The 22,738-nt window shown below is 69.4% G+C and carries 16 protein-coding genes; 10 read left to right on the top strand and 6 right to left on the bottom strand.

Going from position 1 to position 22,738, the window contains the following annotated elements; genetic code table 11:
• Positions 1-8 precede the first annotated feature (8 nt).
• Complete coding sequence (locus IPI43_20715; protein ID MBK7776527.1) at positions 9-803, bottom strand: hypothetical protein; 795 nt, start codon at positions 801-803, stop codon at positions 9-11.
• A 480-nt stretch (positions 804-1,283) separates the two neighbouring features.
• On the opposite strand from IPI43_20715, the gene IPI43_20720 reads away from it, so the two are divergent.
• Complete coding sequence (locus tag IPI43_20720; protein ID MBK7776528.1) at positions 1,284-1,742, top strand: hypothetical protein; 459 nt, start codon at positions 1,284-1,286, stop codon at positions 1,740-1,742.
• Between the two features lie 429 nt (positions 1,743-2,171).
• On the opposite strand, the gene IPI43_20725 is transcribed toward IPI43_20720, so the two are convergent.
• Positions 2,172-2,570 (bottom strand): transcriptional repressor, encoded by a 399-nt coding sequence (locus IPI43_20725; protein MBK7776529.1) that lies wholly within the window; start codon positions 2,568-2,570, stop codon positions 2,172-2,174.
• Between the two features lie 92 nt (positions 2,571-2,662).
• Between IPI43_20725 and IPI43_20730 the strand changes: the two genes are divergently transcribed.
• Together IPI43_20730 and secA are read left to right on the top strand one after the other, a co-directional pair.
• A complete protein-coding gene (locus IPI43_20730) occupies positions 2,663-4,222 on the top strand; it encodes a hypothetical protein (protein ID MBK7776530.1) in 1,560 nt (519 codons plus the stop codon).
• A gap of 91 nt (positions 4,223-4,313) precedes the next feature.
• Positions 4,314-7,604: a preprotein translocase subunit SecA gene (gene secA, locus IPI43_20735; GenBank protein ID MBK7776531.1), complete on the top strand. Its 3,291-nt coding sequence runs from the start codon at positions 4,314-4,316 to the stop codon at positions 7,602-7,604.
• 27 nt (positions 7,605-7,631) lie between these two features.
• On the opposite strand, the gene IPI43_20740 is transcribed toward secA, so the two are convergent.
• The 4 genes from IPI43_20740 to IPI43_20755 all read right to left on the bottom strand — a co-directional run bounded on the left by IPI43_20740 (position 7,632) and on the right by IPI43_20755 (position 13,952).
• Positions 7,632-8,993, bottom strand: coding sequence for a hypothetical protein (locus tag IPI43_20740; GenBank protein ID MBK7776532.1), 1,362 nt, complete (start codon positions 8,991-8,993; stop codon positions 7,632-7,634).
• 1,004 nt (positions 8,994-9,997) lie between these two features.
• Positions 9,998-11,179: a hypothetical protein gene (locus IPI43_20745; protein ID MBK7776533.1), complete on the bottom strand. Its 1,182-nt coding sequence runs from the start codon at positions 11,177-11,179 to the stop codon at positions 9,998-10,000.
• A gap of 58 nt (positions 11,180-11,237) precedes the next feature.
• Positions 11,238-11,999, bottom strand: coding sequence for a hypothetical protein (locus IPI43_20750; GenBank protein ID MBK7776534.1), 762 nt, complete (start codon positions 11,997-11,999; stop codon positions 11,238-11,240).
• Positions 12,000-12,038: 39 nt separating this feature from the next.
• A complete protein-coding gene (locus tag IPI43_20755; protein ID MBK7776535.1) occupies positions 12,039-13,952 on the bottom strand; it encodes an AAA family ATPase in 1,914 nt (637 codons plus the stop codon).
• A 163-nt stretch (positions 13,953-14,115) separates the two neighbouring features.
• Here IPI43_20755 and IPI43_20760 point away from each other — a divergent pair, with 163 nt between their 5' ends.
• The 7 genes from IPI43_20760 (at position 14,116) to IPI43_20790 (ending at position 22,727) form a co-directional block, all read left to right on the top strand.
• A complete protein-coding gene (locus tag IPI43_20760; protein MBK7776536.1) occupies positions 14,116-15,000 on the top strand; it encodes a YihY/virulence factor BrkB family protein in 885 nt (294 codons plus the stop codon).
• A 93-nt stretch (positions 15,001-15,093) separates the two neighbouring features.
• A complete protein-coding gene (locus tag IPI43_20765) occupies positions 15,094-15,690 on the top strand; it encodes a hypothetical protein (protein ID MBK7776537.1) in 597 nt (198 codons plus the stop codon).
• A gap of 209 nt (positions 15,691-15,899) precedes the next feature.
• Entirely contained in the window at positions 15,900-18,158 is a 2,259-nt protein-coding gene (locus IPI43_20770) for a hypothetical protein (GenBank protein MBK7776538.1), read from the top strand.
• 157 nt (positions 18,159-18,315) lie between these two features.
• Positions 18,316-18,594 carry a DUF1624 domain-containing protein gene (locus IPI43_20775; protein MBK7776539.1) on the top strand — a complete coding sequence of 93 codons (279 nt, stop codon included), beginning with the start codon at positions 18,316-18,318 and terminating at the stop codon, positions 18,592-18,594.
• Positions 18,595-18,596: 2 nt separating this feature from the next.
• Positions 18,597-19,538: a hypothetical protein gene (locus IPI43_20780; protein MBK7776540.1), complete on the top strand. Its 942-nt coding sequence runs from the start codon at positions 18,597-18,599 to the stop codon at positions 19,536-19,538.
• On the top strand, positions 19,460-21,199 hold the full coding sequence (locus IPI43_20785; GenBank protein ID MBK7776541.1) for a metallophosphoesterase: 1,740 nt from the start codon (positions 19,460-19,462) through the stop codon (positions 21,197-21,199). Before IPI43_20780 ends, IPI43_20785 begins: the two co-directional genes overlap by 79 nt.
• Positions 21,200-21,257: 58 nt before the next feature.
• Positions 21,258-22,727, top strand: a complete 1,470-nt coding sequence (locus IPI43_20790; protein ID MBK7776542.1) for a radical SAM protein — start codon at positions 21,258-21,260, stop codon at positions 22,725-22,727.
• Positions 22,728-22,738 lie beyond the last annotated feature (11 nt).

Below are 22,738 nucleotides of genomic sequence, written 5' to 3' on the forward strand. Positions count from 1 at the left end.
GCCGGGATCTAGCGCGAGCGCCGGCGACGAGCGAGCAGCAGCGCCCCGAAGACCATCAGCAGCGCCGCACCGGGGGTGCCTCGGAGCGCACCCGCGGAGCAGCCGCCACCGCCTTGGAACCCGACGCCGGGGTTGACGCCGCCGCCCAGGTCCACGGCCGGGCCCTGGTCCACGGTGGTGGATCCACCGTCGTCGGTGCCCAGGTCTTCGTCCACGCCCAGGTCCCCAATGGGGATGACGCCGCCGTCGACGGGCGGCTCGATGGGCCGCGAGCACTCCTCGCCGTCGTTGGCGTTGCTGATGCCGTCGCCGTCACAGTCGCCCGCCGCCAGGCTCAGCCGCCCCGACACGCTGGTGTTGAAGCACCCGAGCACGGACTGGAACGTGGGCGTGGTGTTGGGGGTGCAGAAGTTGTAGGCGCGCGGCACCGTCGACGACCACGTGCAGACTCGGATGTCCCCCAACACGGGGCTGCAGTTCCGCGGCGACGCGTTATCGCGGACCGGGCAATCGTCGTCTGTGTCGCAGCAGAAGATCTCGAAGGGCAGCTGACGGGGCGGCTCGATGCACACCGACAGGCCGCCGTTGACGGCGGCGCACGTCAAGCCGTCGCAGTCGATCGTCCCCTGGCACTCGATGGCCTCGGTGCACGACAGCACCGTTACGCCAGCGTCCCGCGTGACCTCCAGGAACGAAGTGTGTGCGCGCGCCGGTGCGGCCAGGAGCCCCACCGCCGAGAGAGCGAGACTGCCCCACACGAGCCCGAGCCCGGCGCGGCGACCAACAAGCGAAGCCAAAGTCATGCCCTCATGTTCACGGTACCCAGAGCAAAGCGCAATGCCCCGGCTGTCCGTCTTGCCAGGCGATCGATCCGCCGGGGCGGGGTGGGGGTCGCGGCGGGCACGGACGCGCTGGCGCGTCCTGTCGGGACTCCCTGGAAATCGGCACTTCGCTGCGCGCTGCGTTTGATTTCCGGGTCCCCCCACGCCCTTGCTGACCCCCACCCCGCCCCGGCTGCTGCTCGCGTCTCGGGCGCATGCAGGGGGCATCGGCTGTGCCCGACGTGGACCGCGTCGGGATCCGGAGGCGCGGCTGGGCTCGACGGACGGGGGTGCGCTGGATCTGGCGGGTGGGACCTGCACGAGGGCCTCATCGTTCGTGAACACAGGTGCTCCGTGGGGTAGTGTACTGGGGCTGATTCGGCCGAGCGGTGCCGCCTCAGAGAGTGGGAGTCCCCTGTGCGCCTGAGACGACGAGCGTCCTTCACTACCGGGTTCCTCTTCGTGCTTGCGTGCGTCGACGAGCCCACCGACCCGATGTCCGAGAGCGGCGTCGACACGGCGGCGCCGTTGCCTCCGGTGTTCTTCGAGGCCGTCGACGCGGCTCCCGATCCCGGAAGCCTTACGATTCAGGAGGCTGCCGCGCGGATCGTGGAGCTGACGGCGATCGCGGACGACGAAGAGTGGGTGTGTCACGGCTACCCAGGTGGCTACAGAACGGTGATGCCGGAGTGTGCTTCGGTGTCCGTGTATTCACCTTCTGCAGTAGCATCGATGCTTCGAACAGGCCTCAATGAGCAGCGCAGTCTAGAATGCGTCGAGGCCAACGGCTGTGATCCCGCGCGATACTCCGTGGGATGCGCCGCCGTCGACAGTTGGCTGGCCAATCTCCCCAACCGGCTGTTCGACCTCGAGTCCGTCGATGACATCGCGGCCTACGCAGACTGTCGACCACTTCCATAGGCAGCCGCCTTCGGAATGCACCGTACACGCATGTGTCTCAGCCGCGTTGAGCTCCGAGCGCAGCGTGCCTGACAGCATTGAACCGTGCTGGAGAGTCTGACGGGGCAGGTTTGGCACCCGCGAGAGCGCCCAGCGCGTCTCGTTCGGATCCCAGTCCGACTCGGCGCGCCCTCCATCGAAGCGGTCACTGCAGGGCCAAGTAGCGCTTCGCCGAGCTCAGCTGCGCAGTCCAAGCGCTCGCAGCAGCCGGGGCGGGGCTGGGGTCAGCAAGGGCGTGGGGGGACCCGGAAAAGAAACGGAGCGAAGCGAAGTGCGCTTTTCCAGGGAGTCCCGACAGGACGCGCCAGCGCGTCCGTGCCCGCCGCGACCCCTGCCCCGCCCCGGCCTCACGATCACCTCGCACCGCGCCACCCACCAAGTCGCCAGAAGTTACTTGGCCCTGCAGTCCGCGCAGATCCCGTAGAGCTCGTGCTTGTGGCGCCGCAGCTCGAAGCCGTAGCTGCGCGCCAGCGCCTCCTGCAGGCGCTCGATCTCGTCGTCCTCGAACTCCACGATCTTGTTGCAGGTCTGGCAGATCAGGTGGTCGTGGTGCTCGCCCTCGTCGGCCACTTCGTAGCGTGAGATGCCGTCGCCGAAGTGGCGCTCGAAGGCGAGGCCGCTGTCCTTCAACAGCTTGAGCGTGCGGTAGACCGTGGCGTACCCCACACCTTGGTCGATGGCGCGCACCTTCTCGAGCATGTCCTCGATGCTGAGGTGGCCAACGCTCTTGAAGAAGATGTCCGAGACGAGGCGCCGCTGAGCCGTGCTGCGCAGGCCCTCGCGGTCCATGTACTCGATCAGGCGATCCTTCAGCTCTTCGGTGTTGCGGTTCGGCACGGTGACTCACCCCGGTCTACGGTACGATGCCCGAGTTGTCTACCATGGAACCCAGCCCCGCCGGAGAAGAGCAAGAGCCCGAGTCGCCGCCCAAGGAGCTCTGGGGCGCCTCGGACTGGTTGCTGCGCGTGGTGCTGCCAGTGCTGGTGGCCGTGCTCTTCATCGGCGTGCTGTTGTACGAGCGCGGTGCCAGCGACGTGGACCTGCGCGTGTACGCGCCCACGCACGTGTCGCCAGGGTCACCGATTCCGGTGCGTGCGTTCGTGTTCGAGGGCATCCGCGGCGCGGAGCTCCCGAGCATCGGCTCACGCCCCATCGCGCTGTCGTCGCAAGCCATCGAGCCGCCTGCACAGGCGGGTGCGCCGCTGACGGCCTCCCAGGTGGCCGGCGCCGAAGGCGGCCTCCCTGCCCGCGCGGAGGAGGGCGAGCACGTGCTCTTCCTGGCCGCCACGCTGGACGAGGGCGAGCTCGCGCGCGTGCAGCGCCGCGTGCAGGTGACGCGCACCCCGCCGCCCAGCGCGGTCGCGCAGCGCGTGACCACTTCCGCTCGGGAGTATCAGCCTGGGCCGCTGCGCGCCGAAGCCGGCGCACCCACGTCGCTTCAGCTGGACGCACGCGTGCCAGCCGGTGTGTGCGTGCCGGAGGTGCCCTGCGAGCTTTGCGTCTGGGTGGGCGGCGAGGTCCCCGCGGCGATCTCAGTGGAGCCCACCGAGGGGGTGGAGGTGGCCGAGCCGGCCGAGCCCACCACGGGCGTGGCCCGCCTGGTGCTGCTGGTGCGGCGCCTCGAGGCCACGGTCACCCTGCGCGCCACGGTCGATGGGCGTGTGCTCGCCCGGCGTGCGCTGCAGCTGCCGATGGCGCCCGGCGGGCTCTCGGCCCGGGTGGATCGCGCGGTCGTCCAAGCGGGTGAGTCCGTGCGCCTCGAGGTCACGGGCGTGGGTGGGCCGGCCCCAGCCGCCGTGAACGTCTACCGTGGCGGCCACTGGGTGGTGGCCACCTCCATCGCTGGCGACGACGACGCGCCCGAGGGCGGGCTGGTGCTGCCTCCGCTCGAGCCCGGCGTTCACCACATCCAGGCGCAATCCTCGGCGTTCGATCCACAGGGCTCGGGCGTGGCCGTGGTGTGCGCCTACCCCGCCGGCGACACGGCCGAAGCGTGCCTCCTCGCGCTCACGGGCGACACGCGCGTGCGCTCGCGCAACGACGCCTTCGCGGAGCAGCTGCGCGCTGGCGCCACGCTGGCGGACCGCGACACGTCGTTTCGCTTCCTCGCCCACGAGCATGCGCGCGACCTCTTCGCCCTGCCCTTCCCGTCGAGTGGCATCGAGCAAGTGGCCTACGGCGTGGACGAGCGCGTCAGCTGGAGCCGCATCGTGGTGGCCATCGCCATCATCCTCATGGGGTTGGTCGCCGCATCCATCGTGCTGCGCCGCGCGCGCGAAGGAGCCAACCTGGCAGACGCCGTGCTACGCGAGGCCGGGTCCACCGAGGGCGAGCGCGACGAGACACGCGGGCGTCTCAGCCGTGGCACGTGGCTCGCGGCGCTGGCCGTGCTGGCCGCCTTCGTGCTGGTCGCGATGATGGTGCTGAGCCGAGGGATGTAGCGAGAATCGTTCGCGTTTGGGCGTGCCCTTGCGCCCGTCCCGGCCTCGACTTAGCTTGCAGCCTTTCCTGGCTATTGGAGCGACTTTCACGATGTTTTCACGGGCTCTCAAGATGGTCCTCGGCAGCAAGCACGAGCGCGAGGTGAAGAAGCTGCAGCCCATCGTGAACGCGATTGGTCAGCTCGAGCCCAAGATGCAGAAGCTCAGCGACGCGGACCTCCGCGCGCGCACCGCGGACTTCAAGCAGAAGCTCGCCAACGGGGCGCCGCTGGACGACCTCTTGATCCCCGCGTTCGCCACCGTGCGCGAGGCCAGCAAGCGCGTGCTGGGCATGCGCCACTACGACGTGCAGATGATCGGCGGGCTGGTGCTGCACCAGGGCAAGATCGCCGAGATGCGCACCGGTGAGGGCAAGACGCTGGTCGCCACCCTGCCCTGCTACTTGAACGCGCTCGAGGGCAAGGGCGTGCACGTCGTCACCGTGAACGACTACCTCGCCCAGCGCGACGCCGAGTGGATGGGCCGCGTGCACCAGTTCCTCGGGCTGTCCACCGGCGTGGCCCTGCCGCGCCAGCCCAACGCCATGAAGAAGCGAGCCTACGCGTGCGACATCACGTACGGGCAGAACAACGAGTTCGGCTTCGACTACATGCGCGACAACATGAAGTTCTCCATCTACGACTATGTGCAGCGCGAGCTCCACTACGCGATCGTGGACGAGGTCGACTCCATCCTCATCGACGAGGCGCGCACGCCGCTCATCATCAGCGGACCCGGTGAGACCGCCAGCGAGAAGTACGCGCTCATCACGGAGCTGGTGCCGCGCTTCAAGAAGGACGAGCACTACGAGCTGGACGAGAAGTCGCGCTCCATGACGCTCTCGGAAGAGGGCATGGAGCTGGCGCAGCGCCTGCTGGCCAGCCAGGGGCTCTTGGCCGGCGGACACACGGGCGACTACCGCAACGTGCCGGAGGCCAACCTCTACGACCCGGCCAACCTGCAGACGCTCCAGATCCTGCAGCAGTGCCTGCGCGCCAACACGCTCTACAGCCGCGACACGCACTACATGGTGAAGGACGGCGAGGTGCTCATCATCGACGAGCACACGGGCCGCACCCTGCCCGGTCGGCGCTGGTCCGAGGGCCTGCACCAGGCGGTGGAAGCCAAGGAGCGCGTCGAGATCCAGGACGAGAACCGCACGCTCGCCACGATCAGCTTCCAGAACCTGTTCCGCCTCTACAACAAGCTCTCGGGCATGACCGGCACGGCCGACACCGAGGCCTCCGAGTTCCACAGCATCTACAAGCTGGACGTGGTGGTCATCCCCACCAACAAGCCCATCGCGCGTCAGGACCACGAAGACCTCGTCTACAAGTCGGAGCGCGAGAAGTTCAAGGCCGTGGTGGAGGAGATCAAGGACGCGCACGGCCGTGGCCAGCCCGTGCTCGTGGGCACCACCAGCGTGGAGAAGTCGGACGTGGTGTCCAACCTGCTGCGGCGCAACAACATCCCGCACAACGTGCTGAACGCGAAGCAGCACGACCGCGAGGCCTACGTGGTGGCGCAGGCGGGCGTGCCGGGCGCCGTCACCGTGGCCACCAACATGGCCGGCCGAGGAACGGACATCGTGCTGGGCGGCAACCCCGAGATGCTGGCCGAGATGGACGTCATGCAGAACCTCGCGCCCGAGCAGCGTGAGGACCGCGAGGCCGTCCAGCTAGCGCTCGAAGAGGCCAAGAAGCGCTACGAGGGCATCTGCAAGGACAACCAGAAGCGCGCGCTCGCCGCAGGTGGCTTGCACGTGGTGGGCACCGAGCGCCACGAGTCGCGCCGCATCGACAACCAGCTGCGCGGACGCTCGGGCCGTCAGGGCGACCCGGGCTCCTCACGCTTCTACCTGTCGCTGCAAGACGACCTCATGCGCATCTTCGCGGGGGAGCGCGTGGAGGCCATGATGGACCGCATGGGCATGGAGGAAGACGTGCCCATCGAGCACCGCTGGGTCACCAAGTCGGTGGAGAACGCGCAGAAGAAGGTCGAAGAGCGCAACTTCGACATCCGCAAGAACCTGCTGGAATACGACGACGTCATGAACCAGCAGCGCACCACGCTCTATGCGCTGCGCAAGCAGGTGCTGCGGGGTGAGTACAAGACCATCCCCACGGCCGAAGAGCGCAAGAAGGGCGTGAAGCCCGCGTCGCGCGTGACCGAGGCCGACCCCGAGATTCGCAAGTGGCTGGAAGAGCTGCTGGCGCGGCTGGTGCGCGTGCACGCCACCACGCTGGCTCCGCCTCCGCAAGACGCCCCCGAGGCCGACCGGCTGGCCTGGCAAGACCAGGTGTTCAAGTCCGAGTGGAGCGCGCTCGGCACCCTGCGCGTGGCCTACGTGGCGGAGGACGTGTACCGCAACTTCGGCTGTGTGGTGCAGGTGGACGACCTGGCCAACGACCCGAAGAAGGCCTACGAGCGCTTGCTGGACACCGTGGCGTTCTCGCTCACCGAGCAGCGTGAGCGCTTGTTCGACGTGGTGGACGAGCTGGTGGTCACGCTGGTGGAGCGCCACTGCCCCGAGGGCAAGCACTACGAGGACTGGAAGGTGGACCGGCTGCTCGAGGAGTACTCGGCACAGTTCCACCTGGACGCCACCGGAATCCGCGGCATCGCGGACCGCCAAGAGCTGGCCCGCAAGATGTTCCTGGACGTGGAGGGCCTGCTGCTGCGCAAGCAGAAGCAGTGGGGCATCGGCTCCATGCTGCGCTTCTTCCGCGAGATCTACCTGCGCGAGATCGACAAGCAGTGGATGGACCACCTCCAGACCATGGACCACCTGCGCGACGGCATCGGGCTGCGCGGCTACGGCCAGCGTGACCCGAAGAAGGAGTACAAGCGCGAGGGCTACGACCTGTTCATGGCCATGATGCGCAGCATGAAGAGCGAGCTGCTGCGCACCATGTTCCAGGAAGTGAAGCTGGACGACACGCAGCTGCAGCGCCTGGCCGAAGAGCGCCGGCTGGCCGTGGAGGCCCGCCAGAAGCTCATGCAGGGCCAGCACAGCGCGGCGGCAGCAGCGGCAGCGGCCGGTGTCGCCGCCACGGTCGCGCCCGCGGGCGAGGCTGCCGGCAGCGACGCCCAAGCACGGGCCTCGCAGCCCCCTCAGCAGCGCATGTCGCAGCCCGGCCCGGCCAGCCGCAAGGAGCGGCGTGCGGTGGTGGCGCGAGGCGGCTCGCTGGTGCCCGGTGCTCCCGTGGCGGAGCCCGTCACGGTCAAGCGCGAGGGCCCGAAGCTCGGCCGCAACGACCCGTGTCACTGTGGCAGCGGCAAGAAGTACAAGAGCTGCCACTACAACGACGACCGCGCCTTGGAAGCCAACGGCGCGGGCTGAGCGGCGACGCGGAGCCGCTCCCCCGGGTCACTCTGGGGCGGGTGCGGCTTCCGGCGCTGCGGCCTCTCGGCCCTCCGGGGCCGCTTCGTCCCGGCCACCGGGCGCGTAGTCGCCCAACACCGAGGCGCTCTGGGCGACGCCGGGCAAGTACCCGTCGAGCTTGCCCAGGTACCACGCCACGGCCAGCGCCACGACCGCCAACAGGAACAGGTAGACGCCCCACGGGCGCGTCTTCTGCGCGAAGGGGTCGTGCATGTTGCGCTGTGCCCCCGCAGGAAGGACCGCCCGCTTGGTGAGCGACGCGCCCAGCGGCACGTTCACCACCGCCTGCGCGTTCACTGCCCAGCCGTTGGCGTCCAGGATGGGACCGAGGTTGCGCCGACGGAGCTTCAGCCAGGCCACCGCCATGGACGGACCGCTGATGCAGAGCACGAGGCCCACGACACCGAGCGGCATCCAGATGCCCAGGCCGAAGAACGCCTGGAGCAGCGCACCCAAGGCGGCCGTGATGCCGCCCACAGCGACACCGAGCGCGGCGACCGTCCCCACGTCGAAGCCCCGCGGGCGCGGTGGTGTCGCGCCGGGAGCGGCGGCCGGCGCGGCTGCAGAAGGCGCACTCGCGGTGGTCACCACGGCGGCGTGGTCGACGCCGGTCGCGAGGGTGGCGTCCTGCGCGGCGGCTTCGTCGGCGGCGCGGCGCGCGATGCGCTCCTCCACCATGCGGACGACCTTCTTGTAGGGAGTCCAGAAGGCCTGTCGGACACTGATGGGGTTCTCGACCACCTTCGTGACCGTGGCATCCCAGTCCATCCCCTTGCGGTCGTAGAAGATGCCGTTGCGGCCCACCATGAGGTTGTCGGTGTCGCCCGCGGTCATGGCTGCGGCGATGTCCATGGTGTCGCCCTTGGCGTTCTTCAGCGTGCAGTAGAGCAGGTAGCTGTTGGAGAGCGGCGCCATGGTGGCATGCTTGGCCGCGTTCTCCACCTTGACGCACAGCTCGCAGGCGCGCGTGTCCAGGTAGAGCGTGCCGATCTGGAACATGGCGGGCGCCCTGCGCGAGTAGAAGTCGCGGAAGGCCACGAAGTTGTTCACCAGGCTCATCAAGTCACGGTTGAAGCGCACCAGCTTCTCGACCGACTCGATGGCCTTTGCCTCGGCTTCCTTTTCCTTGTCCTTGGCGACGAGCGCCAGGAGCTGCTGCTCGTGGTCGCTACTGGCGAGCTCGCTCACGCGTGCAGCGCCGAGCTTCTCCACGAGGACGCCCGCCTTCCCGGACCACCAGGCCTTGTGCGCCGCGAGCTTGGCCTCGATGCTGGCGAAGTCGGCCTCGCTGAGGGCATCCTTCTTGCCCACCAGCGGCTCCACAACCGCACTCTGGAACGTGGCCATGCGCGCGCTCCAGGCGGGGTTGAGGCCCTTCGAGAGCGACAGCCCCTTGTCCACCACGACCTGCGCCAGGGGAGCTTCTCCACTTCGGCCGCGGTCACGTCCAGGTCCTTGGCGGCGAGCTCGAGGTAGGTCTTCTCCTCGCCGTTCACGGCCAGCAGGGCGCGCGCGTCGTAGGCTGCGACCTTCACCCGCGCGAAGTAGTCGGCGATCTTGGCGCGGACCGCCTCGTGGGCGGTGTAGGCGGCCTCGGTCGCGTCCCCCAGCGGACGGATGGCCTCCGTCTTGCCCTGCTCCAGCCACTCGGCGTGCGCCCCAACCTCCTTGAAGAACGCGACGACAGTGGCCTCGGTGGCGCCCGCCTCGCCGCTCTTGTCCTTGTCCGGCGTCGCGGTGCACGTGAGCACGTCGGCAAAGGTGGTCTTCAGCGCCTCGTCCTCGATGGCCGCCGCCACCAGCACGCCATCGCCGTTGAACGGGTCTTTGTCGAAGGCGCCGCTGGCCTTGCTGGCGTCTTCCACCGAGAGCGCCGCGGCCGTGTCTTTGCCGAGTGTCTTCAGGATGGTCTTCGCGGTCTTGAGCAGGAGCTCGCCCTCGTTGTCCTTCTCGTTGATGGCGGACAGCTTCAGCTCGCTCGCGCCCTCCACCAAGACGTCGGGGTCCCGGAGGACGGCCCCCAGCCACTTCACCGCGGCGAGCAGCTCGGGCGCCCGGATGCGCTTGTCGTTGTCGACGTCCAGCAGCTGCAGCGTGCGCTCGTCGAACTCGATGCCGGTGGTGGGACACGCCAACGCCACCCAGAGCTTCTGATCCAGCTCCGAGAGCGCCATGAGGTCGGCTCCCGTCGTGATCTGGACCTGATCGAATCCCCCGGCGCGCACGAACTTGAAGCGGTGAGCCATGAAGACGCGTTTAGCCCCATGTGGGGCTGTGCCGCAAGTGGTTTAGCTTCGAGTTCACCGCCGTACCGAGCCGGACGCGCGTGAGGTCGGCGTGGTCCCTCGAGTTCACTCCCAGAGGACGAAGGTCGGTGTGTCCGAGTCGCTGGTGGTGCCGTCACCGAGCTGACCGTTGCTGTTGGAACCGAAGCAGCGCACCGCGCCAGAGTCGAGCACCGCGCAGCTGTGCAAGTCGCCGAGTGCCACCTGCCGAACGCCGGTCAGGCCGGCCACCAAGGTGGGAACGTGGCGCTCCGTGGTGGTTCCGTCGCCGAGCTGTCCCTCGTCGTTGCGACCCCAGCAGTAGAGCTCGCCGTCCAGCGTGACCGCGCAGGTGTGCTTTCGGCCAGCAGCGATCTGCGCGATGTCCGTGAACCCCGCGATGGTCTTCGGGGTGGTGCTGAAGGTCGTGGTTCCGTCACCGAGCTGTCCGTTGCGGTTGTCGCCCCAGCAGGCGACGCCGCGGCCTTCGAGGATGGCGCACGTGAACTGCTGCCCCGCCGCGAGCTGACGGGTGTCCTCGATGCCCACGGCCGTGACGGGGCTGGGCTCGGGCTCGCTGCCGAGGTCGTCGTTGCCGAGCTCGCCCCAGCCGTTGGAACCGAAGCACGACACGCCACCAGCCGAGAGCGCGACGCAGACGTGGAAGTAGCCGAGCGCGAGGTGCTCGGCCCCGCCGATGGGGACCTCGAGCGGCAGCGGGTGGTCCTCCATGTCCACGATGCCGGTGCCGAGCTGTCCGCGCGAGGCGTCACCCCAGCACGACAGCGTGCCCCCTGCGTGGATCGCGCAGCTGCTGTAGTGGCCGAGCGTGAACGCACCGAAGCGGTCCACGTCGTCCAGCATGAGGGGTGTGGGCGAGACCTGAATCGCGTCCCCGCCGTTGCCGAGCGCGCCGCCGGGGTTCGCACCCCAGCAGCTGGCCTCGCCGTTCTGCATGCGCGCGCAGGAGAACTCGTAGCCCATGGCGACCTCGCCCACGCCGGTCAGGCCCGGGACGGCGGTCGCGACCAACAGGTCTCCCGAGCGGCCTTGGCCGAGCTGACTGGCGTTGCCGGCACCCCAACAACGAACGGTCCTGTCCGGCATCACCACGCAGGTGTGGCGGCCGCCCGCCGCGATGTGCAGGGGCACACCCGAGGGCGACACAGCGCCGCCGTCAGCGCCGGGGCCCGAGTCGTTTCCGGAGCCGCAGCCGAAGCCAGAGAGCACCAGGAGGGCGAGCGGAAGGTAGCGAAGCGGACGTGTCATGGAGCGATTCTCTAGCATTCCTCGAGGATGGCCTGGGCGGTGAGTCTTCCCGACATGATCAGAACTGCGCCATGAGCGTGGGGACGCCGCGGTTGGCACCGACCGAGATGCGGACCCGTCTGCGTGCTCCGAGGCGGGCCGCCCCACCCGCGACGAACAGCGCGCCGCCAGCCACGGTGAATACCGACCCGAGGACGGACGGGATGATCACGACGGCGACGGATCCTTCACATTCGCTGCCGTCACCGCACCCGGAGTCGTTGGTGACGGCGAGCACGGTGGCGCCCGCCACGACCCCCGCGAGCCCGAGCAGGACGCCTCCCCCGATGAATCGCCCGCGGCGGCGGCGCTCGGGCATGGGCTCGCGGAGCCCGAGGTGGACCTGAACGCGACGCCTACGCACCTGGGCGCCCACCAGCGTGAAGAGGCCCACGGCGCCGATCACGCTGCCTCCCACATCGGTGGCGAATACCGCATCGACGGACCCACCCCGCGCAAAGGCCAGCTCGCCCGCGATGATGAGCAACCCACCGACGCCCAGCAGCACGCCCCCGAAGCGCCGGAAGGTGCGGACGCGACGCATCCACAGCGGCTCGTCATGCCCAGCCTCGGCGTCGCGCGTGAGAGAGTACGCGGACCGGGTGGCCTGCCCGGGCGGTGTCTCCGTGTCGCGCCACTGCGCCGCCGCGCGGACTGGGGCGCCAGGCCCTAGGAGGGCACTGACGATCACCGACGCGAGGACGAGCCCCACGCGCACCGGCACGCCGAACCGCCCGCGCGGACCCTGACCATGCTGTGCCTCACCGCGTCCCTCTGGCATGCGGTCATGGTACCCGCGCGAAGACGAATCGCAAGGACGTCACCGTGGCGCGGCGCGCGACTCTCCGCCTAGATGGTGGGCGATGTTCCGGATCATGGGCGACGCCCTGCCAACCCAAGCGACACTGACGGCCGCGCATGTTCGAGTGAGCGCGAGGTAGAGCGCACGACGCGACTCGTCGTCCGATGGGTAGGTCGCCGCGTCCACGTCGGGCAAGAACACGTAGTCGAACTCGAGGCCGCGCACGTCCGAGACGGTGGTGACGTGCAGCCCTCGTCGGAAGTCGAACTTCCCGTCGAGGGCCAGCTCGACGGAAAGCGCCGCGGCGAGCGGGCCTGCGATCCTGCGCGCTGTCGAAGCGGTGCGCGCCACGATCGCCACCGTGGCACGGACGTCGTGTTCTCGGATTCGACGGATCGAGGCCGCGAGGTCCATCACGACGTGGAGCTCGTTGGGGAACGCATGCGCGACGATCGTGCTCGAAGCGTGCGGGACGACCAGGCTCGGTGTCGTGCGCAGCTCTCGCACGACGTCCGTGAGCTCTGGCGGGCAGCGGTAGCTGGTCTCGAGGTGAACGCGCTCGGCGTTGGGCGCACCGAGCTCCGCGAGCGTGACGTCGAACGACCGGAACCCCGCGCCCACGTCCGTGCGTTGCTCTTCGTCCCCCGCGACCACCAGGGTTCCGCCCTCGGACAAGAGCCGTCGGAGGAGGCGCAGCTCGAGCACCGCGAGCTCCTGCGCTTCGTCGATCACCACCGCGTCGAACGTCTCCGGCAGTGGCACGCGCTTGCGCTCCGCTACCCCGCGAAGGCGCGCCAGCTCGAAGAGCACCGGGATGTCCTCCACGTCGATGCTGCCGGCGAGGTCGTCGGGCGTGCCCGCATCGAGGCTGCGTGCGTCGAGCGCGCTCAACCTGGCGGCGTCCACGACGTCTGCGAATTCCTCTTCGCCCCGCAGCCGAAACTGCGCGCGCGTGCGCAAGAGGGTCGCCTCCACGTCGGAGGGGCGAACGAGGCTGCTCTGGCCCTGCACCACGTCGAGCCCGTCGCGGTCGCCGAACAGCAAGAGCAGGTCCTCGCGCGCGGCCTGCCCGGATCGATCTTCATCGTCGACGAGGCGCGGGCGATCCGCGACGAAGCTCTCGAGCGCGTGCGCCAACGCGTCACTTCGCTTCAACCGGATCACCGCCGCGGGCGCCTCGCTCGTGACGCGGCGCGGGAGCCCCCGGAACGCGCGGCGCGCCAGTCGCACCGCGAGGGCATCGAAGGAAGTGACCTCCACGCCCTCGACGCGCGCGCGATCGAGCGAGAGACCGACGAAGCGCGCCAGCGCCTCGGTGGGCGCGACGTAGAGCCCGCGAAACGGCGTGGTGGCGCGCGCCAGGTGGACGAGCCGCGCGAGGGCGACCGTGGTCTTACCGGCTCCCGCTTCGCCCGTGACCAGCATGGGCTCGCCGGCCGGCGCAGCCGCAGCCCCGCGCTGGATCGGGTCCAGGACCACGCCTTCGCCAAACCCTCCCACCGGAGTCGTTCTCGGCGGAGCCAGCGCAAACGAACGAAGCGGTTCACGCGTGATCGCTCCGAGCTCGCTGCGGCGAAGGACGCAGTCGTCTTCTTCGATCGCGACCAACCGGGTGCCATCCAGAACCAAGCGTGCACGCTCCAGGAGCACACCGGACACCTCGCGCCCGTCGACGTCGAGCTCGTACTCCTCCCCAGGGGAGAGGTCGTACAGCAGTCGAGCGAGCGGCGCCGTGCGCGCGTCGAGCACGAACGGCTCTGCGTCCGTGGATGCGCGTGGCCCGAAGAAGATGTCGCGTGATGAGCGCTCGCCCTGCACGCGGATGTACGCGAACACCGCGGGGTCTGGTCCGGGAAGGCGCCGCGTGATTCGTTCGACCAGCGCGTCGAGGCGGCCGAATCGCGCTTCGTCGAGAGCGTGGGATGCGTCCATCACACTCCAGTCTGGACCGCAGATCGGACCCCGAACCAGACTAGAATCGCGGTTGGAGCGCGTGGTAACCTGATGCCACGCTCGGGACGGATCAGCCGTGGAGCTGGGGTGCCAGACGCGACGAGGGCGGGAGTCGGTTCGACGGCTGCGCTGCGCGAGGCGTATGCTGCCCCGCGTGGTGAGTTCACGCGGCGTCCTGACGTTTCTTGCGAATGTGTTCCACGGCTTTCGCCGCAACCAGGGCATGCTCTTGGCGGGGGCGGTGGCGTATTACACGCTGCTGGCGGTGGTGCCGCTCTTGGCGCTCCTGCTGGTGGCGCTGTCCCATGTCGTGGACCCACAGACCCTCTTGGCGACCCTGAGGGAGAACCTCGAGCTGGTGCTCCCCGCACACGCCGACGATCTCAGCCAGCAGGTGGGCGCGGTGCTCGACGCGCGCGACGTGGTGGGCGGCGTTGGCTTCCTGGTGCTGCTCTTCTTCAGCGCCACGGCGTTCACGGTGTTGGAGAACGCCATGTCGGTGATCTTCTTTCACCGGGTCGCGGTCAAGCGGCGCCACTTCGCCATATCGGCTGTCATCCCTTTTGCGTTCATCTCCCTGTTGGGCGCCGGGTTGGTGCTGATCACCTTCATCAGCGGCGCGCTGCAGGCGGTGGGGCGGCGTACCGTCACGCTGTTCGGTGTGCCGTTCAGCCTCAGCGGGCTGAGCCACGCCCTGCTCTACACCCTCGGGGTGTCGGGGCTGGTGTGCATCTTCACGGCCATCTACCTGGTGATGCCGGTGGGGCGCATCGCGTTTCGCCACGCCCTGATCGGCGGCGTGACAGCCACGCTGCTGTGGGAGCTCTGCCGCCACGTCCTGGTCTGGTACTTCGCGACGCTGTCCATGGTCAACGTGGTCTACGGCTCCCTCGCGACCAGCGTGGTCGCGCTGCTCAGCTTCGAAATCGCCGCAGTGATCTTGCTCTTCGGAGCCCAGGTCATCGCCGAGTTCGAGCGCTCACGGGCACCCGCCACCGAAGGCCCGGATCACGGCTTTCAGACGTGACCTCCTAGTGAGATAATTCGCTCTGTTCAGGAGACACCCACAGGGGTGATGGCTATCGTGGGAAGAACATCATCCAACGGAGAGGTGGCTCCCATGGAGTACAAAGCATTCGAACCGGACATCCAGGTCAACGGTCAGACGGTGTTCTCCGTCATCGACGGTTTCGGCAGCTTCCGCCGCGTGGCGGAGAACCTGCTGGTCAACGCGGGGGTGGGCACGCGCGACGGGCTCGGCATGTACCGCATCGCACTCGACGGCTGGTACTCGCAGCAGGCGTGGCTCAGCACGTTCCAGGAGATCGCGAAGCAGGTGGGGCAGGCCGTGCTCTACGACATCGGCGTGAAGATCCCCGCGAACGCGAAGTTCCCGGACTGGGTGGTGGACGTGCCCTCGGCCGTGAAGTCCATCAACTTCGCCTACCACATGAACCACCGCAAAGGCGGGAAGGTCATGTTCGACCCCACCACGGGCAAGATGCTGGATGGCATCGGGAACTACGGCTTCGAGCACCTGCCGGGACAGCGGGTCATCACCAGCCGCTGCGAGAACCCGTATCCGTGCTCCTTCGACGAGGGCATCGTCACGGCCATGGCGCGGCGCTTCGACCCGCGCGCGCGGGTGCACCACGAGCCCGGCGCCTGCCGACGCGAGGGCGCGGACTACTGCGTGTACAGAGTGGAGTTCGGCTGAGGCCGGGGCACGCTGTCACCTGCTGGGCACTTGGCGGTCCTAGGCTGATACAGTCCTCTCGTGCTCACGAACGGGACGACTATGAAACACACACTCCTCGCGCTGCTCTTCGCTCTCCCTTGTCTCGTGGCCGCGTGCAGCAGCGACTCGGGCCCCACCCGGCCGCGTGACGGGGGTCCGACTCGGACGGGGCCGTGACCGATGGGTCCATGACCACCGACACCGGCAACGGGCTGGACACGGGCATGCAGCGCGACACAGGCCTCAATTGCGCGGGTGGGACGCTCTGCGGCACCCCCGTCATGTGCTGCGCTGCCGGGAACGAGTGCATCGGCGGCGCCTGCTTGCCCACATGTGCCACCGGGGTGCGCTGCGGCGCTGACTCCTCGGTGTGCTGCGGCTCGGGACAGGTGTGCCTGTCCAACGCGTGCGCGTCCCCCACCGTGACCTGCGGCGACTCCTACGACTGTGAGCCGGGCGAGTTCTGCGAGCCCACCATCGGACGCTGCCTCCCACAGCCGGTGGGCGGCCCCACCTGTGTGTACACGCCCACCTTCGGCATCCTCGACCCGGTCATCGAGCGCAGTTGGGAGACCCAGCAAGTCATCTCCATTCCGGTCGTGGCCGACCTCGACGCCGACGGAACGCCCGAGATCGTCGTCAGCACGACCCAGATGGACGGCGCGAGCTTTCAGGGTGGTCGCATCGTCGTGCTCGATGGCGCGTCACCCGGCGCAACGTTCCTCGAGGAAGTGGCTCCCATCCCACACAACCCACCGCTCACCTACGGGAGCCATGGGCGCACCTCGATCGCCGTGGGCGACGTGAGCGGCGACGCCAGGCCGGACATCGTGTACATCGCGCGCTCCGCGAGTTCGCGCTCGCTGGTCGTCGCCATCGGTCTCGATGACCAGGGGGGCGTCGAGCTGCACTGGACGTCCTTCACGCAGGCGACGCCGGGCGACTCCCCGACGCCGTACGGGATCGCTGCTGCGGCGGACGCCAACGGCGCCGTGACCCTCGCCAACTTCGACGACGACCCCATGGCCGAGGTGGTCGTGGGCGCCATGATCTTCGACCACGACGGGCGCTTGATCTGGGACGCCGGGACCAACGGCAGCGGCGCCAACTTCGGCACCAACTCGGGCTACAGCGGCGGCATCGCGGTGGTCGCCGACCTCGACGCGGACGGCACGCCCGAGCTGATCTCGGGTCGGAACGCGTATCAGGTTGCGTGGACCCCGGCGTCCACGGGCGTGCTCGCGTCGGCCACCGTCACGCCGTTTTGGGTGGCTGCCGGGAACGACGGGTATCCCGCGGTGGCGGACTTGGATGGCGACGGCACGCCCGAAGTGGTGCTGGTAGCGAGCCGCCAGGTCATCCTGCTGAACGGCCAGACCGGCGACCTCTGGTGCGTGGCGGCTGGCCAGTGCTCCACGCCGCTCAACATCCCCGGCGGGGCCAGCACCAACCGCGGCGGGCCACCCACCATCGCGGACTTCGACGGTGACGGTCGCGCGGAGATCGGCGTCGCCGGTGGCTTCAGCTACTCGGTGTACGACGTGTACCGACCCGGCGAGGATCTCGTCTACCCCAACGGCGACCCGGCGCCTGCACCCGGTGCGCTCTACGTGCGGTGGTCCAGCACCACGCAGGACACCTCCTCGAACTCCACCGGGTCGTCCGTGTTCGACTTCGAGGGCGACGGCGCCGCCGAGGTGGTGTACGCCGACGAGTGCTTCTTGCGCGTGTACTCCGGGACCAACGGCGTGCTGCAGCTGCAGGAGCCCAGCACGTCGGCGACCATCCACGAGTACCCGCTGGTGGTAGACGCCGATGGCGACGGCAACTCCGAGATCCTCTTGGTGGCCAACGACGCCGGCGCGGCCGGGAACTGCGGCGCGGGGGTGCCCACACGCCGTGGTCTCTTCATGTATGGCGACACGAACGACGCTTGGGTCCCCACCCGCCGGGTCTGGACGCAGCACGCCTATCACGTGACCAACGCCAGCTCGGCGGGCAACGTGCCCCTCGACGAGCTGCCGAACTGGTTGCAGCCGAGGCTGAACAACGCGCGCCAGAACGTCCAGGGCGACGGCGTGTTCAACGCGCCCGACGTGGCGGTGGACCTCTCCGTGGGGCTGGCCTCGTGCCCGGACACCCACCAGCTGCGCGCGCGCGTCACCAACCTGGGCGCGCTGGGCGTGTACATGGGGGTGCCGGTCCGCTTCGAGCGCACCACGGGCGGCACGGTCACGCTCTTGGGCACGGCGGCCACCACCATGCCGCTATTGCCGGGCCAGTCCGAGGTGGTCACGTTCGACGCGCCCGCGCTCGAGGTCGACCAAGACTATCGCGTCATCGTGGACTTCGACGACGCGGGCGCCGTCGACGACGTCGTCAACGAGTGCGACGAGAACAACAACGCGAACGAGGCCTCCGGGGCGCGCTGCGACTTCTTCGAGTGACCCATGGCGCACCGATGTGACGTTGCTTCCGGCCTCGTCACATCGGCGAAACGCACCGATGGCGCGACCGTGACGAGCGCGATCGACACTTGTTCGTAGGGGGATTGTTGCTCCCTTGGCGCTTGCTGCGGACGGCGCGCGCGCGACTCTCCCGCGCATGTCCGACTCCCCCTCCGGGCGCTTCGTGGCGCTCGACCGACTGCGTGCGCTGGCCGTGCTGCTCATGATCCAGGGGCACGCCTTCTTCGAGTTGCTGGACCCGGCCGCCACGAGCGGCACGTGGTACCGGATGCACAAGCTGGTGCACGGGCTCACGGCGCCCATGTTCCTGATGGGCGCAGGCTTGGCGTTCGGCATCACCACGTATCCGCGCTGGGAGGCGTTCCGCGCCAGCGGCACCGAGCACCGCGCGCGGCTGCGGCGCTGCGCGCGCTGATCGTGCTGCTGGGGTATGCGCTCCAGCTGCCGGGGCACTCGCTGCGGGCGTTGGTTTCGCCGTCACCCGACGTGTGGCGCACCATCCTGGCGGTGGGCCCGCTGCAGCTCATCGGGGTGACGCTGTTCTTCGCGCAGCTCGGCACGCGCGTGTTCCACAGCCCGCGGGCGCACGCGCTCGGTGCGCTCGTGCTGGGCCTGGTGGTCATGCTGGTGGCGCCCTTCGCGTGGAACGTCGCGCCCGCTTCGCTCGATGCGCCCGGCGTCCTGGCGTTCCTCAACGGCCGCTCGCGCTCACAGTTCCCAGCGTTCCCATGGGCCGCGTTCGTGCTGGGTGCGCTGACGCTGTCGGTGGCCTGCACCTCCGCTCGCGGCGGGCGCTGGCTGCGCAGCGGTCCGCGTTGGGCCATGGCCGGCGCGCTGGCCTGCGGCGTGACCTATGCGCTCTACCGCGCGCGCGTGAACCCGTATGGCGAGCACGACTTCTGGCACTCGAGCCCGCTCTACACGGTGTTCCGTGCGGGGGGCGTGGCGCTCTTCCTCGCGCTCGCGAGCGTGCTGGCCAGCCGTCCCGGGAAGTTGGACCGGGCGCTGGCCATCTTGGCGCGGCACTCGCTGCTGGCCTACGTGGCGCACCTGCTGCTGCTGTACGGTTCGTTCCCCGTGCCGGGCATGGTGCACGCGCTGGGCCGCGGCACGCTCGGCATCGAGGCCGCCACGCTAGCCTCGCTCGGGCTCATCGTGGCCACCATCGGCGTGATTGTGGCGTGGCGTCACATTCAGCACACCGGCTTGATCCCAAACGGTTTCGAAAGGCTGACACGCCTGTCGTCGGGCTGGCACACGGCGCGCGCAACCTTGCGCGCATGGACCAAGTCCGAGACACACGTCACCGAGCGCAGCAGCGTCCATGGCTCCGTGTCGCCAGCGCCGCGCTCATCCTGATCACCGTCGCCCAGTGCGCCCCACTGCAAGGCGCCGGCGCCGCGGGCGGCACCACCCTCGCTCCCGTTACGCGGGTGGCCTGCAGCGACCACCCCGTGGCGTACGTGCTGGATCCGCGCGACCCCATGCTGGACGCGTCGCCCTTCGCGCTGCGGCTGGCGCGCCTGGGCTTCGCCGTGGAGCCGCTGCCGCTCGACCGCTCGCCGAGCGGCCTGCACGGGCTCATCGTGATCGGCAGCGGCGCCGCGCGGCACCCCGAATACGCGGCCTACATGGAGCAGTATCGCAGCCACCTGTACCACTTCGTGGACCGCGCCAACGTGCTGGTGCAGCTGGCCCAGACGGCAGCCGACGAGCCCGCGCCGCGCTTCCTGCCCACCACCCACTCGGCGCAGCGTGACGCCCGCGTGGTGAGCGAGATCCGCGTGGTGGAGGACGAGCACGCGCTGCTCGGCAACCGCCCGAAGGGGCTGCTCTCGTGGCGCGGTGAGCACGGGCTGCCCGGCGCGTTCGTGCAGCAGGCCGGCTTCCAGGTGCTGCTGGCCGAGGACGCCGACGCGCGCCGCGGCCTGTTGCTGGAGGGCGCCTACGGCCAGGGCCGCATCCTGCTGAGCGCGCTGCCGCTCGACCAGCCGGGGGATGCCGCGGCGGCGCAGGTGTCGGACGCCTTCTTCGACGCGCTGCGCACCCACACCCGCGACGTCTGCGCGCGCGACACCGTGTCGCTCTCGCCCACCTTCTCGGGCGCCGAGCAGCGCTTCACGGAGGGCTCCGAGATGATCGCCGTGCTGCCCGACACGCAGGTGTACTCGGTGCGCTATCCGGGGCTGTTCGTGGCGCAGACGGCGTGGCTGGCGCAGAACGCCGAGCCGCTGAACATCCGCATGGCGCTGCACCTGGGCGACATCGTGAACAACAACACGCCGATGGAGTGGCAGCGCGCGCGCAACGCCATGGGTCTGCTGGACGGCGTGATGCCGTACGTGATGGTGCCCGGCAACCACGACTACGGCCCGTCGGGCGACGCCTCCACGCGCGACACGCTGCTGAACGACTACTTCGAGTACGAGCCGCTCTCGCAGGTGCCCGGCTTCGGCGGCGCGTTCGAGCCGGGGCGCATGGACAACACCTTCCACACCATCGAAGCGTGGGGGCGGCGCTTCATCATCCTGGCGCTCGAGTGGGGCCCGCGCGACGAGGTGCTGGCCTGGGCCGACGAGGTGATGGAGGCGCACCCCGACCACCTGGGCATCCTGGTGACGCACGCGTTCCTGAACAACAACGACAGGCGGTACGATCACACCGACCTGCTGCACTCGCAGAGCTACAACCCGCACAACTACAGCACGCGCGGGGGCGTGAACGACGGCGAGCAGATCTGGCAGCGGCTCATCCGGCGCCACCGGTTCGTGATGACGCTCAACGGGCACGTGCTGGGCGATGGCACCGGCTACCTGGTGAGCGAGACCGACATGGGCACGCGCTGCCACCAGATGCTGGTGAACTGGCAGATGGTGCAGCAGGGCGGCGAGGCCAACCTGCGGCTGCTCGAGCTCTTGCCGGACGGGCACACGGTGCGCGTGCACGGATACTCGCCGCTGCACGACCGCTTCTTGTTCGCGCCCGACCAGAGCTTCGAATTCACCATCGACGAGCGCTGAACCCGGCCGCCGGTGTTCATGGCTTTGCGGTGTCCCTTCCCTGAGATAGACTTCCTGCGTGTCACGCCCACTCCCGGTCATCCAGGACGAATCGGATGGACCGGCCGCCGGTGCGCAGGGCGAGGCGGGCCACCACACGAAGGGGCTGCTGCGCCTCACCATGGCCTGCAACGAGCGCTGCGTCTTCTGCAACGTGCCCGTGGAGGACTTCCGGCCCGTGACGCCCAGCCTGGCGGCCCTCGCTGCCGAACTGGACGCGTTCATCGCGTCGGGCGAGCAGACGCTGACCATCTCGGGCGGTGAGCCCACGCTCCTGCGTGAGCGCTTACTGGATGTCGTGGCGCGTGCGCGCGCGGCGGGCGTTCCCTTCGTGGAGCTGCAGACCAACGCCGTCCTGCTCGATGACGACTACGCACAGGCCTTGGCCCGTGCGGGGGTGACCTCCGCTTTCGTGTCGTTCCTGTCGCACGTGCCAGCCCTCCACGACGGACTCGCCGGGCTCGAGGGCGCTTATGCCGACTGCCTGCGTGGCATGGATGCACTGCTGGACGCGGGCATCGCGGTGACGCTGAACCCGGTCACCGCTCACGTCACGCAGGAGCTCGTGGCCGACTACGTGGCCTTCGTCGCCCAGCGTCTGCCCCGCGTCCGGGCCATCTCGCTCTCCGCGGTGCAGCCACACGGTCGAGCCAAGGACAACCCCGACCTGCTCCCAGACTACCGGGTCCTCAAGGGGCAGGTGGTCCTCGCCCAGGAGCGCGCGAACGCCAACGGGATTCGTCTGCTGAACCCGTACTGCGGGCTCCCGCTGTGCGTGGGTTGGGAAGAGTCCGCCGAGCGCAGCGTGGAGGCCGTGGAAGCCCTCGAGCAGCGCTCGCAGCAGGCGTTCGGCGTGGACAACCGCCAGAACAAGCGCCACGGCGAGCCATGCCGCGGGTGTGCCCTCCGCACCCGCTGCGGCGGCGCCTGGAACGCCTACTGGGAAGTGCGCGGTGGGAGTGGGATCGAGCCGCCGCTCGCCCGTGTGGAGCCGTGGCGCAGGGGCGCCAGCCAGGCCACGGGCCAGCGCATCGTGGCGGCCCGCTCTCCCGGCGAGCTTCCGGTCGCCGAGTCGAGGGACGCGGGGGAACCGCTGACGTCCGCGCCCCCCACGACCTGGTTCATGACCTCCAGCCTTCGGCTCGGCGACGGTGCGGTGCTGCGCCGCGCCGGCATCACGGACCTGGCCATCTTGACCACCGCCGCGGCGTTCAACTCCGCGCACGAGACGCGCCGCGCGCTGAGCGAGCTCGCGACCATCAACCAGGGTTTCGAGCCACAGCAACGGCTGCGGGTGGCGTTGGGCCTCACGGCGCTCGGCTCGCTGCGTGCGGCGGCCGTGGCCATCCAGCGCGCTGCGAACGTGGGCATCGACACCGTCGACATCCTGCTGGTGGAGACGCCCACCCTCACGCGCTTCGTCGACGCCGTCCGCGCCAGCCTGCCGCCCGGGGTGAGCCTGAGCGTGGGGCCGGAGGGCGTGGGATGAGCGGGACCGGC

The sequence above is a fragment of the Sandaracinaceae bacterium genome, assembly GCA_016706685.1.
In the GTDB taxonomy this organism is placed as follows: Bacteria; Myxococcota_A; Polyangia; order Polyangiales; family Houyiibacteriaceae; genus JADJJE01.

What these genes read in the sequence shown, in the direction of transcription:
- IPI43_20760 (MBK7776536.1), top strand. Translation starts at nt 14,116, where the DNA reads ATGCTGCCCCGCGTGGTGAGTTCACGCGGCGTCCTGACGTTTCTTGCG.
- IPI43_20785 (MBK7776541.1), top strand. Translation starts at nt 19,460, where the DNA reads ATGGACCAAGTCCGAGACACACGTCACCGAGCGCAGCAGCGTCCATGG.
- secA (MBK7776531.1), top strand. Translation starts at nt 4,314, where the DNA reads ATGTTTTCACGGGCTCTCAAGATGGTCCTCGGCAGCAAGCACGAGCGC.
- IPI43_20770 (MBK7776538.1), top strand. Translation starts at nt 15,900, where the DNA reads ATGACCACCGACACCGGCAACGGGCTGGACACGGGCATGCAGCGCGAC.
- IPI43_20755 (MBK7776535.1), bottom strand. Translation starts at nt 13,952, where the DNA reads ATGGACGCATCCCACGCTCTCGACGAAGCGCGATTCGGCCGCCTCGAC.
- IPI43_20730 (MBK7776530.1), top strand. Translation starts at nt 2,663, where the DNA reads ATGGAACCCAGCCCCGCCGGAGAAGAGCAAGAGCCCGAGTCGCCGCCC.
- IPI43_20775 (MBK7776539.1), top strand. Translation starts at nt 18,316, where the DNA reads ATGTCCGACTCCCCCTCCGGGCGCTTCGTGGCGCTCGACCGACTGCGT.
- IPI43_20765 (MBK7776537.1), top strand. Translation starts at nt 15,094, where the DNA reads ATGGAGTACAAAGCATTCGAACCGGACATCCAGGTCAACGGTCAGACG.
- IPI43_20740 (MBK7776532.1), bottom strand. Translation starts at nt 8,993, where the DNA reads ATGGCCACGTTCCAGAGTGCGGTTGTGGAGCCGCTGGTGGGCAAGAAG.
- IPI43_20715 (MBK7776527.1), bottom strand. Translation starts at nt 803, where the DNA reads ATGACTTTGGCTTCGCTTGTTGGTCGCCGCGCCGGGCTCGGGCTCGTG.
- IPI43_20745 (MBK7776533.1), bottom strand. Translation starts at nt 11,179, where the DNA reads ATGACACGTCCGCTTCGCTACCTTCCGCTCGCCCTCCTGGTGCTCTCT.
- IPI43_20750 (MBK7776534.1), bottom strand. Translation starts at nt 11,999, where the DNA reads ATGCCAGAGGGACGCGGTGAGGCACAGCATGGTCAGGGTCCGCGCGGG.
- IPI43_20725 (MBK7776529.1), bottom strand. Translation starts at nt 2,570, where the DNA reads ATGGACCGCGAGGGCCTGCGCAGCACGGCTCAGCGGCGCCTCGTCTCG.